This window comes from Glutamicibacter sp. NPDC090743 (assembly GCF_044769125.1).
In the GTDB taxonomy this organism is placed as follows: Bacteria; Actinomycetota; Actinomycetes; order Actinomycetales; family Micrococcaceae; genus Glutamicibacter.
The window spans coordinates 39,470-54,861 of sequence record NZ_JBIVXE010000005.1; the positions used below are offsets into that span (position 1 = coordinate 39,470).

A 15,392-nucleotide genomic window follows, 5' to 3' on the forward strand; every position below is an offset into this window, starting at 1 on the left:
CGAAATAAAGCATTGAAGAGGCCATGGAATCCATAGGATGGATTCCATGGCCTCTTCTTCTGCGCAAAGTCTGCACTACGCCCAAGCTCCGAGAATGGACTATGCCGGGGTGCGGCTAGAACAATTGTCAATGGACCACGCCCCGGATCTGATCCAGCTCGCAGCCAACGGCCAGTTGGATGAAGCGTGGTTTGCCACCACTCCATCGGCCGAATCCATGCGCTTGGATATCCAGCGCCGCTTGGCATTGCAGGAAACTGGCGAGATGGCTCCCTTTGCGATCATCGACCTGTCCACCGGCAAAGCGGTGGGGGCCACGACTTACTTGAATATCGACGCGGCAAATCACCGCGTGGAAATCGGCTCAACGTTCCTGGCCATGCCAGCCCAAGGCACCGGGATCAATCCAGCTGCCAAGTTCATGCTGCTGCGCCGGGCTTTCGAGGAACTGGATTGCTATTCAGTGGCTTTCTGCACGCACTGGCACAATGCCGCTTCACGCGCCGCGATTGCACGGCTCGGCGCCAAGCAGGATGGCGTGCTGCGCAATCACAAATATGATCCAAAGAGCGGCACCCTGCGCGATACGGTGGTGTTCTCAATACTCCCGCACGAATGGCCTGCCGTGCGCACCCAATTGGAAGCGCGCTTGGCCCGGCACGGACGGATCTAGCGTCCGATAGCGCGGCGCGCGGTAAACAGCGTCACGGTCGGTTCACGGCGTTCAGGGCGCATGCCCCTAGCCAACGAAACGATGTCGCCTCCAGCGGTGCCCGCAGCGAAGATGCGAGATTGGCCCTGGCGTACGGCGGAAAGTTCTTGGCGAAGCCCATTGACTTCGGTTTGCAGATAGGCGACTTGATCTTGCAGGTCCAGGATGCGCTTGATGCCCTCGAGCGAGACGCCTTCCTTGCTCAAGGCCTGCACCTGGCGCAACAGTGATACGTCGCGCTGCGAGTAGCGGCGTTGCTTTCCGCTCTGGCGGCTGGGCGAAACCAAACCAATGCGGTCATATTGGCGCAGCGTCTGCGGATGCATGTCTGCAAGTTGCGCGGCGACGGAAATGACGAAGACAGGTCGCAGGTACTCCCCGTTCACGTTGCTTCTACCACCTTTCTGCAAGGACCTTGGATTCGGTCCCTATTGCCTTCGAGTCTATCTTCCCTGCCCAGCCAATTCGATGACGGGGCAGGGAAGACAGCCTATTGGGTTCAGAGCTTGGCTTTGGCAGCCAAATCCACTCGTGGATCCTCGCCCTCGGTGGCTGATGCGAAGTCCTCCACGGCCTTCTTTGCAGCATCCGAGAGGTTCTGCGGAATCGCGACATCCAGGACGATCAGCAGATCGCCGGTGGCCTTGGAGGTCTTCACGCCGCGGCCCTTCAGACGCAAGGTGCGCCCGGAGTTGGATCCAGCGGGAACCTTCACCGCAACGGAATCCCCGTCCAGGGTCGGTACGTGGATCTTTGCTCCAAGCACCGCTTCAGCGAAGGTCACCGGCACGTGGATGCGGATGTTGTTCTCTTCGCGCTTGAAGAACGGGTGCTCGCTGACCTTGACCTTGACCAGCAGGTCGCCGTTGCCGGCAGCACCAGGCTGGCCCTTGCCGCGCACGCGCACCGACTGGCCATCCTTGATGCCCGCCGGTATGCGCACGTCAATGACCTCGCCATTCTGCTCGCGCAGGCCAATGGTGGTGCCCTTAATAGATCCGGAGAAGGAAATCGTGGTGCTCGCCGTGCGGTCAGCACCCTTGCGCGGTGGTGCGCTCTGGCCGAAGCCGCCGCCACCGAAACCGCCGCCACCACCGAAGAGGTCGGAGAAGTCCGGCTGCCCGCCGCGGCCACGTGGGCCCGCTCCGCCGCCTCCGAAGAGGTTGGAGAAGATGTCCTCGAAGCCGGCTTGCCCGCCGGGGCCGCCCGGTCCGCCACCAGCAGAGAATCGCGCTCCGCCGCCCATGGCGCGGATCGCGTCGTACTGCTCGCGCTCTTCCTTGTCCGAAAGCACCGAGTTGGCTTCGGAGATGTCCTTGAATTTCTTTTCAGCGGCCGCATCACCCTGGTTGGTATCCGGGTGGTACTTGCGCGCAAGCTTGCGGTACGCCTTCTTGATGTCCGCCTCGCTGGCGTCCTTGGAGACGCCCAGAATGGCGTAAAAGTCTTTTTCGATCCAGTCCTGACTTGCCATCAGGGCCCCATCCTTTCAGTGCCAATTCGACACTGCCCACTGTCGAAGACTCGGCAGTGGGCAGTATCGATTGTGCTATTCGTGGCTATTCGCCGGTTGCTACCAGCACCTGAGCTGCACGCAGGATGATGGTTCCCTTGCGGTAACCGGTGCGCAGCACCTGTCCCACGTGGTCGGCTGGAATCTCGTCAACAGCCTGGCGAAGCAGGGCTTCGTGGATGTTCGGGTCGAACTCCACGCCGGCCTCGTTGATGCGCTCCAGGCCATGCTGAGCCAGAATTCCATCCAGCTTGTTGGCGATCGATGCGAACGGGCCGTCGGCGAGGTCGCCGTGGGCTCGTGCCGCATCGATGTCGTCAAGCACCGGAAGCAGGGTGTTGAGCACGGACTGCACGGCGTTTTCACGCGCTACGGCCCGGTCGCGTTCCACGCGCTTGCGGTAGTTGACGTATTCGGCCTGCAGGCGCAGCAGGTCGTTGCGCAGTTCGGTTTCCACCGCACCGGCCTCTTCCGGCTGCGCCGAATCGGCTTCAGCGCCAGCAGCAGCTTCGTTCAGGATCGCCTCGGCCTGACCCAGGGCGTCAGCGGTTGGCTGCTCGTTGGCGGCCTCTGGCTGGTTCTCCGGCTCCTGGCCGGAGTTCTCGTTCTGGTCCTTTGCCTCGGACATATTCCTAAACTCCTTACTTCTTGTCGGCTTCGTCTTCGTCGATGACCTCGGCGTCGACGATGTCTTCATCAGCGTTCGGTGCCTGCTCGCCCTCAGGAGCCTGGGCGCCCTCGGCCTGCGCGTTGGCGTAGATTGCCTCGCCCAGCTTGGTCTGCGATGCCTGCAGCTTCTCGAACGCGGCCTTGACCTCGTCGTCGTTGTCCTGCTTCTCCAGGGCAGCCTTCAGGGCGTCGACGTCAGCCTGGACCTCGGTCTTGACCTCTTCAGGCAGCTTGTCTTCGTTGTCCTTGATCAGCTTGTCTACGGAGTAGGCAGCCTGCTCAGCGGCGTTACGGGTCTCAGCGGCCTCGCGGCGTGCCTTGTCCTCTTCGGCGTGTGCTTCAGCTTCCTGGACCATGCGCTCGATGTCTTCCTTGGACAGCGAGGAACCACCGGTGATGGTCATCGACTGCTCGGTGCCGGTGCCCTTGTCCTTGGCGGATACGTGCACGATGCCGTTGGCGTCGATGTCGAAGGTGACCTCAACCTGCGGAATGCCACGAGGAGCCGGTGCGATACCGGTCAGCTCGAAGGTGCCCAGCGCCTTGTTGTCGCGGGTGAACTCGCGCTCGCCCTGGAAGACCTGGATGGATACCGAAGGCTGGTTGTCCTCGGCGGTGGTGAAGGTCTCCGAACGCTTGGTCGGGATCGCGGTGTTGCGCTCGATCAGCTTGGTCATCACGCCGCCCTTGGTCTCAATACCCAGGGACAGTGGGGTGACGTCGATGAGCAGAACGTCCTTGCGCTCGCCCTTCAGCACGCCTGCCTGCAGCGCTGCGCCCACGGCGACAACCTCATCTGGGTTCACGCCCTTGTTCGCTTCCTTGCCGGCCAGGTCCTTGACCAGTTCAGCAACGGCTGGCATGCGGGTAGAACCGCCAACCAGGATCACGTGGGCGATGTCCGAAACCTTGACGCCTGCCTCGGCGATGACGTCGTTGAATGGCTTGCGGGTGCGCTCCAGCAGGTCCTTGGTCAGGTCCTGGAACTTGGCACGCGAGAGGTGCTCGTCCAGGTGCACTGGGCCTTCCGGGGTCACCGAGAGGTACTGCAGCGAGATGTTGGTGCTGGTAGCCGAGGACAGTTCCTTCTTGGCCTGCTCAGCAGATTCCTTCAGGCGCTGCAGCGCAATCTTGTCCTTGGACAGGTCCGCGCCCTTGGCCTTGGCCTGGGCCAGCAGCCAATCCACGATGCGCTGATCCCAGTCGTCGCCGCCCAGGCGGTTGTCGCCTGCGGTGGAGCGGACCTGGATGGTCGAGAAGCCGTCGTCGTCCTTGCCGACTTCCAGCAGGGAAACGTCGAAGGTGCCGCCACCGAGGTCGAAGACCAGGATGAGCTCGTCTTCCTGGCCCTTTTCCAGGCCGTAAGCCAGCGCAGCTGCGGTTGGCTCGTTGACGATGCGCAGGACGTTCAGGCCGGCGATCTCGCCAGCTTCCTTGGTGGCCTGGCGCTCTGCGTCGTTGAAGTATGCAGGAACGGTGATCACCGCGTCGGTGACCTTCTCGCCCAGGTACGACTCAGCGTCGTTCTTCAGCTTCATCAGGGTACGAGCCGAGATTTCCTGAGCAGTGTACTTCTTCTCGTCAACGTCAATGGTCCAGTCGGTACCCATGTGACGCTTGACCGATGCGATGGTGCGGTCGATGTTGTTGACGGCCTGGCGCTTGGCGATATCGCCAACCAGGACTTCGCCGCTCTTCGAGAAAGCAACGATCGACGGGGTAGTGCGGTTGCCTTCCGCGTTTGCGATAACGGTTGGCTCACCACCTTCGAGCACGGAAACTACGGAGTTGGTGGTTCCTAGGTCGATACCTACGGCACGCGACATAATGGCTCTCCTTTGCCTTGGTTGAAAGTACTAACGCTGAGGACATTTATCCTCATTGAGCGTTCTGCACTCAAGTTTACTCAGCCGCTTTCGACTGTCAAATCAACTTGAGCGAAGGTGACTCAACTTTGCGTTCTGCTCATTTCAACTGCCGTGGTGAGAGAATAATTCCCATCCTGAAAAAATTTTTCATTCATCCGCTTTCAACGCTTCCAGCGGGCGGGAAAAGCGGCAGCTAGGAGCCACCTCATGGAAACGAAGCGCAAGTTCCAGGATCTGCCACCGGGCGGAAAGATCGCGGTCGCCTCTGCGGCAATTGCCGAGCTGACCTTGATGGTTGCGGCACTGCGGGATTTGTACAAGCGCCCTGCCGAACAAGTCAAGGGTCCAAAGCCGGCATGGGCAGCGGCCAGCATGATCAATTTCCTTGGCCCCATCGCCTATTTTGCTTTTGGACGCCGCAAGTAATCCCTTGGCATTCCATAGCCACTGGAAAGCAAGCCGTCCTCGTTGGTTCGAGGACGGCTTGTTCGCTTTCAGCGATTTCCGGTTAGCCCATCAGGCTAATTCCCCGGGCAGCCAGAACGCCAAACGCGGTGCCCCACAAGATAATCGAGATGATCTGCCAGATGATCACCTTCTGCTTATTGGCGCCGAAGGAGACCAAGGCAGCCGAGGTCACCTGCGAAGGCAGGATGGTCTGCCCCAGAAGGCTCACCCCGGCAATGCCGTATTTATCGAAAGCTCGGCGCAGCTTCTCGAACTTGCGTTCCTTCTTCTCCGAGTCCTTGCCCTTGCGAACCTTGTTGCGCACGGCGTGGGCGCTGTTGACGAACAACAGCATGGAAATCACGTTGCCGATCACGGCGGTGGCGATGGCAGCAACCACCGGAACACCGATAACCACGCCAATGGCCGAACCAAAGTAGGACTCGATCAGCGGAATGGCAGCTAGCAAAGCAACAGCCAAGAACTGTAGCGGTTCTGGGAAGGACGCGGCGAAGTTCTGCAGGGATTCAATCATGGCTGGTGCTCCTGAAGCGGTGAAGGTTAATCGGCGACTCGTTGCTTCAATCCTATGTATCGCCTAGTCGAGGAGGGATCAATCAGCGGAGCTAAACTTTTGACGCGCAATTTCCCGGGTATAACGCAAAACTCCCCCGCATCCATTGGGATGGATGTGAGGGAGTACTCCGCAAGGATTAGTGCCAGCGCCTAGTTGCCACGACCAGCTGGGCTCGATGCGCGACGCGGGCCACGCGAACGGCCACCGGTTGCACCGCCAGCGGCATTCCGGCCGTCGGTTCGCGGTGAGCGCGAAGGGCTCGACGGGCGTTCAGCGTTGGCACCTCGTGCGCCGCGGGCTGGACGGTCAGAGTTCGCACCGCGGGCGCTGCGCGCTGGACGCTCGCCCTGGCTAGCGCCGTCACGTTCCGTACGGCGGCGTTCGCCGCCACGGCCCTGGGCTTCGGCAGCTGGCCTGGCGCCACGCGCCGGGCGCTGGCCGCGGCCACCGCGGCCGGCACCTTCACCGGCAGGCTTGCTCTTGGCAGGATTGCGCTTCTGCTGAGCCGGAGCAACGTAGGCAACCGGCTCGGCAACTTCGCCGACGACCTTGGCCACAACCGGAGAATTCAGGTTGACCTTTTCGAAAGGCACCTTCAGTCCGGCCTGCTTCAGCAAAGTCGAAACGTCGCCCTGCTGATCAGGGGTGCAGATGGTCACTACAGTTCCATCCGAACCCGCACGTGCGGTACGGCCGGAGCGGTGGGTGTAGGCCTTGTGCTCTGCTGGTGGATCTACGTGGACAACCAGCTCCACACCATCAACGTGCACGCCACGAGCGGCTACGTCGGTGGCGACAAGAACCTTCGCCTCGCCTGAAGCAAAAGCAGCAAGGTTGCGGTCACGGGCATTCTGCGAGAGGTTACCGTGCAGGTCTACCGCCGGAACGCCAGCCTTGGACAGGGTGAGCGCCATCTTCTTGGCGTGGTGCTTGGTGCGCATGAACATGATGCGACGGGCAGTGCCCTGGGCCAGAACGCGGATCAGGTCCTTCTTATCATCGTTGCCGATGACGAAGACGTGGTGCTCCATGGTGTTCACAGCGGCCTTGGGTGCATCCACCGAGTGAATGGTCGGGTTGCTCAGGTAGCACTTGACCACCTTGTCCACACCGTTGTCCAAGGTAGCGGAGAACAGCATGTGCTGGATGCCGGTTGGCATGCGGTCCATGATGCGGCGAACTACAGGCAGGAAGCCCATGTCGGCCATGTGGTCGGCTTCATCCAGCACGGAGATTTCCAGCTGGGACAGGTCCACGACCTTCTGCTTGATCAGGTCATCCAGGCGGCCCGGGCAGGCGATGACAATGTCCACGCCCTCATTCATGGCCTTTTCCTGGCGGCTCTGGGCCACGCCACCGTAGATCACGGTGGTACGCAGGCCTGCGGCCTTTGCCAGGGGGTCAACGGTCTTGGCAATCTGGGTCGCCAGTTCACGGGTTGGAGCCATGATCAGCGCTCGTGGGAAACGGGCCTTGCGGCGCTGTGGGCGATCTGCCAGCCGAGCTACCAGGGGCAGCGAGAAGGCCAAAGTCTTGCCGGAGCCGGTCTGGCCGCGGCCCAGGACGTCGCCGCCGGCCAAGGTCGACGGCAAGGTGGCTTCCTGGATCGGGAAAGCGGCTTCGATTCCGCTGGCAGCAAGGACCTTCGACAGGTATTCGGGCACGCCGAGGGCGCTAAAAGTTACGGACATATTCAAACTTTCTCTCTGATTCGCACGCCTGTTTCAGGCGTTGGGTTTCGCCGAGCCAGGAGGAAGTCCGCAACATGCAAGGCCAAGGAAGGCCTGCTGCCAAAAGTGGACCGGCGGAGGTTTTCCGGGCGATCCACAGGAGGGAAATCTAAACTGTCGACGCATGCGCCACAGAATTTTCCGGTGACGCACAAGTATCCATACTACAGTGCAAAAGCGGGGCCCGTCTGTGAGCGGCCCCGCTTTGCACTGCCGCCCCGGGAGACGTTCACCACTAGGGCTCCCGGGACAGTCCACCGCGCTGCCTAGTTCAGCTCGAATTCCTTCTTCGCCAATTTCGAGGGCCACCAGACCTTAGGTCCGATTTCTTCGACCAGCGCCGGCACCAGCAGGCTTCGCACGACGAAGGTATCCAAGAGCACCCCGAAGGCCACGATGAAGCCCAACTGGCCCAGGAACATGATTGGCACCACACCCAGTGCGGCGAAGGTAGCGGCAAGCACCACGCCGGCGGAGGTAATCACGCCGCCGGTGACCTTCAAGCCCACCCGCATGCCCTCACGGGTTCCGCGCTTCAAGGATTCCTCGCGCACACGGGTCATCAAGAAGATGTTGTAGTCAACGCCCAGCGCCACCAGGAAGACGAAGCCGAACAGCGGTACGGATGGATCGGCACCCACGTAGCCGAAGACATTGTTGAAGACCAGCGCACTGACACCCATCGCCGTGCCGTAGGACAGCACGGTGGTCAGGATCAGCAGCACCGGAGCCAGAATGGAACGCAGCAGCAGCATCAAGATCAGCAAAATGGCCAGGAGGGTAATCGGAATGATCTTGAACAGATCCGCGATGGCCGTCTCGTTGGTATCGAGCTGGGTCGCAGTGGTGCCGCCGACCAGCGCGTCGGCGTCGACCGCATGCAGCTGCTCGCGCAGTTCGACCACGGTCTGCTTGGCGGCATCCGAGTCGGCCGCATCGGCCAGCGTCACCGACATCAGGTTGCGGCCTTCGACGCTCATTGGCTCGGCCCCGCGGGCGGCCATGGCCGGTCCGCCGTCTTCAGCCTGCAAGTAGGCCGAATCCACGCCGGTGACATCAAGGGCCTTTTCCAGGGCCGTCTGCGCTTCGGCTTCATCGACAATCACCGTGGCCGGGGATCCCGAGCCGCCAGGGAAGTGCTCGCCCAGGGCGATCTGCCCGTCACGCGACTCCGAACCGCCTACGACCAGCTCGCTCTGTGGCACGCCATGGGCCTTGAGCTGGGTCATGCCCAGCGCTCCCACGGCGAGCACCAGAGCGGTGATGATCCAGATCGGGCGCGGATGGCTGGCAACGAACCGCGCGATGCGGCCCCACAAGCCTTCCTTCTCCTGGCCTTGGGCGTCCACGGCCGCCGGCTTGGGCGGGAAGGGCCAGTAAGCGGCCCGTCCCAGCAAGCCGAGCACCGCCGGCAGGAACGTCAACGCGGCAATGATCGAGAAGATGATGCCCGAGGCGCCAATGGGTCCCAGTGCCTTATTGGAGTTCAGATCGGAGAACAGCAGGCACAGCAGGCCCACCGTCACGGTGCCGCCCGAAGCGACAATCGGTTCCAGCGAGCCTTTCCATGCGGAAGCCACGGCCTGCCACTTGTCCTGGCCGGCCATGAGCGCTTCCTTGTGCCTGGCCACGAACAGCAGCGAGTAGTCGGTAGCCGCACCGATGACCAGGATGGACAAGATGCCCTGGGCCTGGCCGTCGAGCCGGATCCAGCCTTCGGATGCCATGAAGTACACCGCGACAATTGCCGCGCACAGCGCGACGACCGAGGTGAGCAGCACCGTGAAGGGAAGCAGGATCGAACGGTAGACCAGCAGCAGGATCACCAGCACAGCTACCAGGGCCACGCCCAGCAGCACGCCGTCGATGCCGCCGAAGGCCTCGACCAGGTCGGCGCTGAAGCCTGCCGGCCCAGTGACATAGGCGGTGGTACCTTCGGGCTTCTCGGCGGCCAGGAGCGAACGCAGCTCTTCGACTCCGGTATCGGCCTCCACCTCGCCGGAGACCGGAACGATGAATTCAGCGGCCTTGCCGTCTTCGGAAAGGAAGGGCCCGGTGATCTGCCCGTCCAGATGCGTGAAGTCCTTCAGCGCCTCGCCGATCCCTCCAGCAGTTTCCTTGCTGACCTCGCCATCGCTGGTGAGCAGGACCACCGCGGGGATTGCTTCGGTGGAGCGGAATTTATTCTGCCATTCCAGGGCTTCGGTTGCTTCGGCGGTGGCCGGGAGGAACGAGGTCTGGTCGTTGGTCTGGACCTCGGAAAGCTTGCCGAAGGTCGGGCCGCCGATTCCTGCTACACCCAGCCAGAGGATGATCAGCAGGGCGTAGATTCCTGCCCTGATGCCGATACCCTTCTTGTCCAATCGCTTCTTGCCCGATGGCTGGTCGGTTTTCGCTACATGCGCCACTGATCCGTCCTCACTCGTGATTGCTGGCGGTGGATCAAAGGGCGATCCGAATGCCATACTACAAGACTTACTTCCATGGTAGAAATACTTCCCAGGCTATTAAATGCTTTTCCGACTAGGATTGCGCCTATGAGCGCAAGAGAACAGCACAATTTGGTCATGCTCCTGCAGGAATTCGGCCAAGCCTCGGACCGCTACGTTGAGTCCACCGGAGCACTTTACGCAACGCACCGCACGGACATGAATGCGCTGTCGATCATCATGAAATACGAGCAGCGCAGCCTTCTGCCTTCCCCGCGCGACCTGAGCCGCGACCTGCAACTGAGTTCCCCGGCTACCACCGCCATGCTCGACCGCCTGGAAAAACTGGGAATGATCGAGCGCCAGCGCTCGGACCGGGATCGCCGTGTCATCCGCATCGCCATGACACCCAAAGCCCGCGGCAAGGGCATGGAAATGTTCATGCCGCTAGGTGCCAAAATGCGGGAAGTGATCAGCCACTACGACGAGCAGCAGCTGCAGGTCATAGCCCGCTTCATGGCAGAAGCCGTCGCCGGCGTGGACAGCGCGCGCGAAGAGGTCGTAACACAGCGGACAACGAAACCAGCCAAGAGCGCGACGGACACTAGCCTTAAGCAGTGACCCTTTCACTCTGGATATCCCTTCTCAGCGCCTGCATCGTCATCAGCTTCACCCCCGGCGCCGGAGCCATCAACACGATGAGCAATTCAATGCGCCAAGGCTGGCGCGCTTCCATTTGGGGCGTGCTCGGGCAGCAGATCGCCTTGCTGATCCACGTGGTGATCGTTGCCGCAGGAGTCGGTTTGCTCGTGGCCAGCTCGCCGTTGCTGTTCGCCATCATCCGCTACGCAGGCGCTGCCTATCTGGTGTATCTCGGTATCCGCATGCTGCTTTCCAAGCCGGAGGTCGCCTCCGATGGAACCAGCACCGGGCACCGTCTGACCCGCTGGTCCATGCTCAACCGGGGCATCCTGGTCAACCTGCTCAATCCGAAGGCCATCGTCTTCTTCTTGGCTTTCACCCCGCAGTTCATCCGCACCGATCAGCCGCTCCTGGCCCAATACGCCATCTTCATCGGCACGGTCATCGTGGTGGACATCGCGGTGATGTTCTTCTTCTTTGCCGGCACGGCCCGCACCTTCCAGCGCTTCACCGCGACCTACCGCGGCGTCAAACTGCTGAACATCCTCTTCGGCGTACTGTTCATCCTGGTCGCCGCGCTCCTGCTGCTCATGCACTAGCATTTTCGCCCCGCTCTTGCCGTAGAACTCCTAGCCGTGAACCGATTCCCGGGCCAATTTCCGAATCGTTGCCGATTTGTTGCCGGGAAACGGGCGCGTAGCTATCGATCGAATCGCCTTGTGCCCATAGACTGATGCCATGTTCCGGATAATGATCGTGTGCACGGGAAATATTTGCCGTTCGCCTATGGCCGAGTACATGCTCAAGAATGCGCTCAAGGATGCCGAGGTCTCGCAGGTCGAGGTCATATCGCGAGCCATCACCGACGGTGAAGTCGGCAAGCGCATCGATGAGCGTGCTGCCAGTACTCTGCGCAGCCATGGCCTTGATGCATCTGAGCACATTGCCGCCCAGATCGACTCGGACGAAATCGCCAAGATGGATCTCGTACTGGCGATGGACACCGACCACTTCGAGGAACTCGTTCCCGAATTGGCCGAAATCGATCCGAGCGAACGTCCGCAACTGCGGATGTTCCGTTCCTTTGATCCGGGAACCGCGAGCTCCCCGCACGACCAGCAGGGCATCTACGACCCCTGGTACGGTGATGCCGGAGACTTCCGCGAGACCTGGAAACTCATTTCTGCTTCCCTGCCTGCCCTTGTAGATTACGTGCGGAGTAACATCGCCTCTCGTGGAAACCGCTAGACCAACGCTGATTGCCATTGACGGGCGTTCCGGATCCGGCAAAAGCACCTTTGCAACAGACCTAGCGAAATACCTGGAAGCCACCGCCTCCGTAGCTATTTTGCGCCTTGAAGAGCTCTACCACGGTTGGGACGGGCTGCACCGGTCCTTCGATCTCTACCACCGGATCCTGCCTCAGCTCGCAGCAGGCAACACGATCACCTACCCCACCTGGGATTGGGCCGCGGGTGCCCTTGGCGCATCCAAGAACTTCACTCCGGCCGAGGTAGTGATCATCGAAGGAGTAGGAGCGATCCATTCCGACGCCCAAGAATTCCTCGATATCGGGATCTGGCTGGAAGCACCCGAAAGCTTCCGCCGCGACCGGGCGCTGGCACGCGATGGACAGGCCTACCGTCCGTACTGGCAGATGTGGGCCGAACAAGAGGAACGGTATCTGCTGGCCCATCAGCCGCACGCCGCAGCAACCCTGATCATTGATGCCGCTGGCGACCACGACCCCATCGAGATCTGGGCGCGTTCCTGCCGCTACCTGCCGGCCATGATGCGCCAGCTTTGCCTCCGCTCCAACCAGTCCCCCACTGCCCCAACCTTCCGCCAGAGCTACGAGGCGCCAGCCGATACGGCGTCACTCTTCGAGGAACTGGCCCGGTCCCGTCCGCATGCCGCACTACTGGAATCAACAAGCCATAAGCTTAGCGACCCGTTGGGACGCAACCGCTATTCGTTGATCGCGCTTTCGGCGGCAGAACAGCCCCCGGTACTGAGCGCCACCAGCCACGGCACCACCGTCAGCTTGCCCGGAGCGCAAGTACGGCTGGGCGAGGATTTCTTCCGCGCGCTGGCAGGCCTCTGGCCTGCCGGAACCACCGCTAAAGCGGGCTACCCGCTGCCGGCATGGGTGGGGTACCTCGGTTATGAGCTCAAGCGCGAGCTCGGCGCCGCGGATCTGCAGGCAGTCGTTGAACCCGGGCGGGTGCGCCCCGATGCCCAGTTCTTTGCGCCGGATACCGTGGTGGTCATTGACCATCAAGAAGGCCAGATGCATCTGCACAGCATTAGCGAACCGGCAGCAGCGCTGAGCATCCTGTTGGGCAATCCTCCAGAACTGCGCGCCCACCACCCGTTGCCTATCCCGCAGTTCAGCTGCGCGGATACCGAAGCCGGTTACAAGCAGAAGATACGCCAGGCCCAACGCGAGATCTATGAAGGCAACACCTACGAAGTTTGCCTGACGACCGAACTGACGGCCCATGCCGAACTGTTCGATCCGTTCGAGGCCTACTGCCGGATGCGCCGCTCCAGCCCTGCACCGTTTGCCCACTACCTGCGTTTCACTGATCTGCAAATCGCCAGCATTTCACCGGAACGGTTCCTCGCGCTGTCCAAGGACGGGCAGTTGCGGGCCGAGCCGATCAAGGGCACCCGGCCGCGTGGCGAAAATGAAGAATCAGATCTCGCGTTGAAGCATGATCTGGCTACCCATCCCAAGGACCGGGCCGAGAACATCATGATCGTTGATCTGTTGCGCAACGACCTGTCGCACCATGCCATTCCCGGGTCGGTGAAGGTCGCCCGGCTGTGCGCGGTGGAAACCTACGCGACCGTGCACCAGATGGTCTCCACCATCGACGCCACGCTATCCTCCCCGCAGCTGGCCGCCGAAGCCCTGCGCGAAGCTTTCCCGCCGGGCTCCATGACCGGTGCACCGAAGCTGTCCACGATGAGCATCTTGGATGAGCTCGAAGAGCACCGTGCCCGCGGCCTGTACTCCGGGGCCGTGGGGTATCTGGGTGCTGATGGTGCCGCCGATTTCTCCGTGGTGATCCGAACCCTGGTATGCGACCGGCTAGCTGACCAGTCATGGCGGTTGAGCTTGGGCCTTGGCGGGGCAATCACCGCTGATTCGGTGCCCGCTGAAGAGTGGGACGAGGTCATCACCAAATCCCGCGGCGTCCTTCAAGCACTGGGCGCCAGTTTCCCGCAAGACACTTAAGCCAACTGAATTATTGCAAGGTGGCCGTCAAGCGAGCCACGTTGTCGATCCAGCGTTGCATGCGAGGACGGCGGCGCCACTGCGAGAGGGTGATTTCCGAGGAAATCCCGCGGTAGTGGTTCTGCACCTGGTTAACCGCATCGACCATTTCCTTGCCCAGCAGCATCACGGAAATTTCCATGTTCAGGCTGAATGAGCGCATGTCCATATTCGAGGATCCCACCACGGCCACGTCGTTATCCACGGTGAAGCACTTGGTATGCAGCACCATCGGTGCCGGGTAGCGGTGAATGCGCACGCCGGCTTCCAGCAGCTGCTGGTAGTAGGACTGCTGCGCGTGGTGCACCAGGAACTGGTCGCCCTCTTCGCAAACATACAATTCCACTTCTACTCCGCGCTGGGCGGCAGTGGTGATGGCATAGAGCAGCGAATCGTCAGGAACGAAGTACGGGCTGGTGATTTCCAGGCGTTCGGAGGCCGAATAGATCAGCGTATTGAACAGCCTGAGGTTGTTCTCGGTACCGTATCCGGGGCCGCTGGGCAGCAGCTGCGCCAGGGTGGAACCGGGACGTTCCTCATAGGCCAGCGGGTGGCGGGCCTCAGCCATATCCATCAGCACTTCCTGGTCGTCGTCCTCCTGCCACCAGTCGGTAGCGAAAGTGACGTCGAGGCTGCGCACCAGCGGACCTTCGACCCGGAGCATCATTTCAACCCATTCGCGGCCCACCTTATGCGAGGACTCGCGCTTGTAGCCGGGTTCAATCAGGTTCTGGCTTCCGGTGAAGGCCACCTCGCCATCAACAACGAGGATCTTGCGGTGGTTGCGCAGATCCGGGCGGCGCCAACGACGGCCGATCAGGTCGATGGGCAGCATCGGGCGCCAGTTGATACCGGATTTCTTCAGCCGCTTCTTGAAATCCTTGTAGCCCTTGACGCGCAAGGTTCCCAGGTGGTCGAAGAGCAACCGGACGTGCACGCCGCGCTCCGCGGCCGCTTCCAGCGCATCGAGTACCGGTCCAACATAATCCGGGTCATCGCCCATGATGTAGAACTGGATGTGCACATAGCGGGTGGCGTTATCGATTTCCTTGCGCATGGCATCGAGCGAAGCCCGGTAATCGGAGATGACCTCTACCTGGTTGCCGCCTTCCAGCGGCATGGCACCAAGATTGCGGTTGAGCATGACTGCCGATTCGACCCATTCCTCCTGGGAATGGAATTCTTCAGGCAGCTGCATGTGGCTCGTGGCCTTCATGATTTCATCGTGCGCACGCCGCTGCTTTTCCAAGCGGCGGCGCGACAGGTGCGGATTGGCGAAAAGCCAGTATGCGACAAGTCCCACAACGGGCAGGAAGAAGATAGCCAATAGCCATGCCATGGCGGTGGTGGGGCGCCGGTTGCCCGGAACGATGCCGATCATGAAGTAGCGAACCGCTAGCTCTATTGCGACCAGCACGCTCCAGAGAACGCCGCCAATCTGCAAGAAGACTTCATTACTTGGCCACACTCGGGCACCCCCTTGGCTACACCCCGCGAATTCGGCATTATCGGCCTCTGATCT

14 protein-coding genes are annotated in these 15,392 nt (G+C 61.3%); 6 read left to right on the forward strand and 8 right to left on the reverse strand.

Annotation, left to right across the window (positions count from 1 at the left end; all coding sequences use genetic code 11):
• Nucleotides 1–46 precede the first annotated feature (46 nt).
• The gene (locus ACIQTS_RS11120; RefSeq protein WP_332498197.1) at nucleotides 47–673 is read left to right on the forward strand and encodes a GNAT family protein; all 627 of its coding nucleotides are present in this window, start codon (nucleotides 47–49) and stop codon (nucleotides 671–673) included.
• Here the strand turns inward: ACIQTS_RS11120 and ACIQTS_RS11125 are convergent.
• From ACIQTS_RS11125 to dnaK, 4 genes are all read right to left on the reverse strand, one after another.
• The gene (locus ACIQTS_RS11125; protein WP_105656998.1) at nucleotides 670–1,098 is read right to left on the reverse strand and encodes a heat shock protein transcriptional repressor HspR; all 429 of its coding nucleotides are present in this window, start codon (nucleotides 1,096–1,098) and stop codon (nucleotides 670–672) included. The genes ACIQTS_RS11120 and ACIQTS_RS11125 overlap by 4 nt on opposite strands.
• A gap of 113 nt (nucleotides 1,099–1,211) precedes the next feature.
• The gene (locus ACIQTS_RS11130) at nucleotides 1,212–2,186 is read right to left on the reverse strand and encodes a DnaJ C-terminal domain-containing protein (RefSeq protein WP_105656999.1); all 975 of its coding nucleotides are present in this window, start codon (nucleotides 2,184–2,186) and stop codon (nucleotides 1,212–1,214) included.
• 85 nt (nucleotides 2,187–2,271) lie between these two features.
• Complete coding sequence (locus tag ACIQTS_RS11135) at nucleotides 2,272–2,853, reverse strand: nucleotide exchange factor GrpE (protein WP_105657000.1); 582 nt, start codon at nucleotides 2,851–2,853, stop codon at nucleotides 2,272–2,274.
• A gap of 13 nt (nucleotides 2,854–2,866) precedes the next feature.
• A complete protein-coding gene (gene dnaK / locus ACIQTS_RS11140) occupies nucleotides 2,867–4,720 on the reverse strand; it encodes a molecular chaperone DnaK (RefSeq protein ID WP_105657001.1) in 1,854 nt (617 codons plus the stop codon).
• A 249-nt stretch (nucleotides 4,721–4,969) separates the two neighbouring features.
• Between dnaK and ACIQTS_RS11145 the strand changes: the two genes are divergently transcribed.
• Nucleotides 4,970–5,188 (forward strand): PLD nuclease N-terminal domain-containing protein, encoded by a 219-nt coding sequence (locus ACIQTS_RS11145; RefSeq protein ID WP_105657002.1) that lies wholly within the window; start codon nucleotides 4,970–4,972, stop codon nucleotides 5,186–5,188.
• An 82-nt stretch (nucleotides 5,189–5,270) separates the two neighbouring features.
• On the opposite strand, the gene ACIQTS_RS11150 is transcribed toward ACIQTS_RS11145, so the two are convergent.
• The 3 genes from ACIQTS_RS11150 to ACIQTS_RS11160 form a co-directional block, all read right to left on the reverse strand.
• Nucleotides 5,271–5,744, reverse strand: coding sequence for a small multi-drug export protein (locus ACIQTS_RS11150; RefSeq protein ID WP_105657003.1), 474 nt, complete (start codon nucleotides 5,742–5,744; stop codon nucleotides 5,271–5,273).
• A gap of 191 nt (nucleotides 5,745–5,935) precedes the next feature.
• Nucleotides 5,936–7,477 carry a DEAD/DEAH box helicase gene (locus tag ACIQTS_RS11155; protein WP_402473395.1) on the reverse strand — a complete coding sequence of 514 codons (1,542 nt, stop codon included), beginning with the start codon at nucleotides 7,475–7,477 and terminating at the stop codon, nucleotides 5,936–5,938.
• Between the two features lie 305 nt (nucleotides 7,478–7,782).
• Nucleotides 7,783–9,924: an MMPL family transporter gene (locus ACIQTS_RS11160; RefSeq protein WP_332594639.1), complete on the reverse strand. Its 2,142-nt coding sequence runs from the start codon at nucleotides 9,922–9,924 to the stop codon at nucleotides 7,783–7,785.
• Nucleotides 9,925–10,053: 129 nt separating this feature from the next.
• Here ACIQTS_RS11160 and ACIQTS_RS11165 point away from each other — a divergent pair, with 129 nt between their 5' ends.
• From ACIQTS_RS11165 to ACIQTS_RS11180, 4 genes are all read left to right on the forward strand, one after another.
• Entirely contained in the window at nucleotides 10,054–10,566 is a 513-nt protein-coding gene (locus ACIQTS_RS11165) for a MarR family transcriptional regulator (protein ID WP_332498194.1), read from the forward strand.
• The gene (locus tag ACIQTS_RS11170; RefSeq protein ID WP_402473397.1) at nucleotides 10,563–11,186 is read left to right on the forward strand and encodes a LysE family transporter; all 624 of its coding nucleotides are present in this window, start codon (nucleotides 10,563–10,565) and stop codon (nucleotides 11,184–11,186) included. Before ACIQTS_RS11165 ends, ACIQTS_RS11170 begins: the two co-directional genes overlap by 4 nt.
• Nucleotides 11,187–11,325: 139 nt before the next feature.
• On the forward strand, nucleotides 11,326–11,835 hold the full coding sequence (locus ACIQTS_RS11175) for a low molecular weight protein-tyrosine-phosphatase (protein ID WP_105657007.1): 510 nt from the start codon (nucleotides 11,326–11,328) through the stop codon (nucleotides 11,833–11,835).
• The gene (locus ACIQTS_RS11180) at nucleotides 11,822–13,831 is read left to right on the forward strand and encodes a chorismate-binding protein (RefSeq protein ID WP_402473399.1); all 2,010 of its coding nucleotides are present in this window, start codon (nucleotides 11,822–11,824) and stop codon (nucleotides 13,829–13,831) included. Before ACIQTS_RS11175 ends, ACIQTS_RS11180 begins: the two co-directional genes overlap by 14 nt.
• Before the next feature lie 10 nt (nucleotides 13,832–13,841).
• On the opposite strand, the gene cls is transcribed toward ACIQTS_RS11180, so the two are convergent.
• Nucleotides 13,842–15,338, reverse strand: a complete 1,497-nt coding sequence (gene cls / locus ACIQTS_RS11185) for a cardiolipin synthase (protein WP_286134130.1) — start codon at nucleotides 15,336–15,338, stop codon at nucleotides 13,842–13,844.
• Nucleotides 15,339–15,392 lie beyond the last annotated feature (54 nt).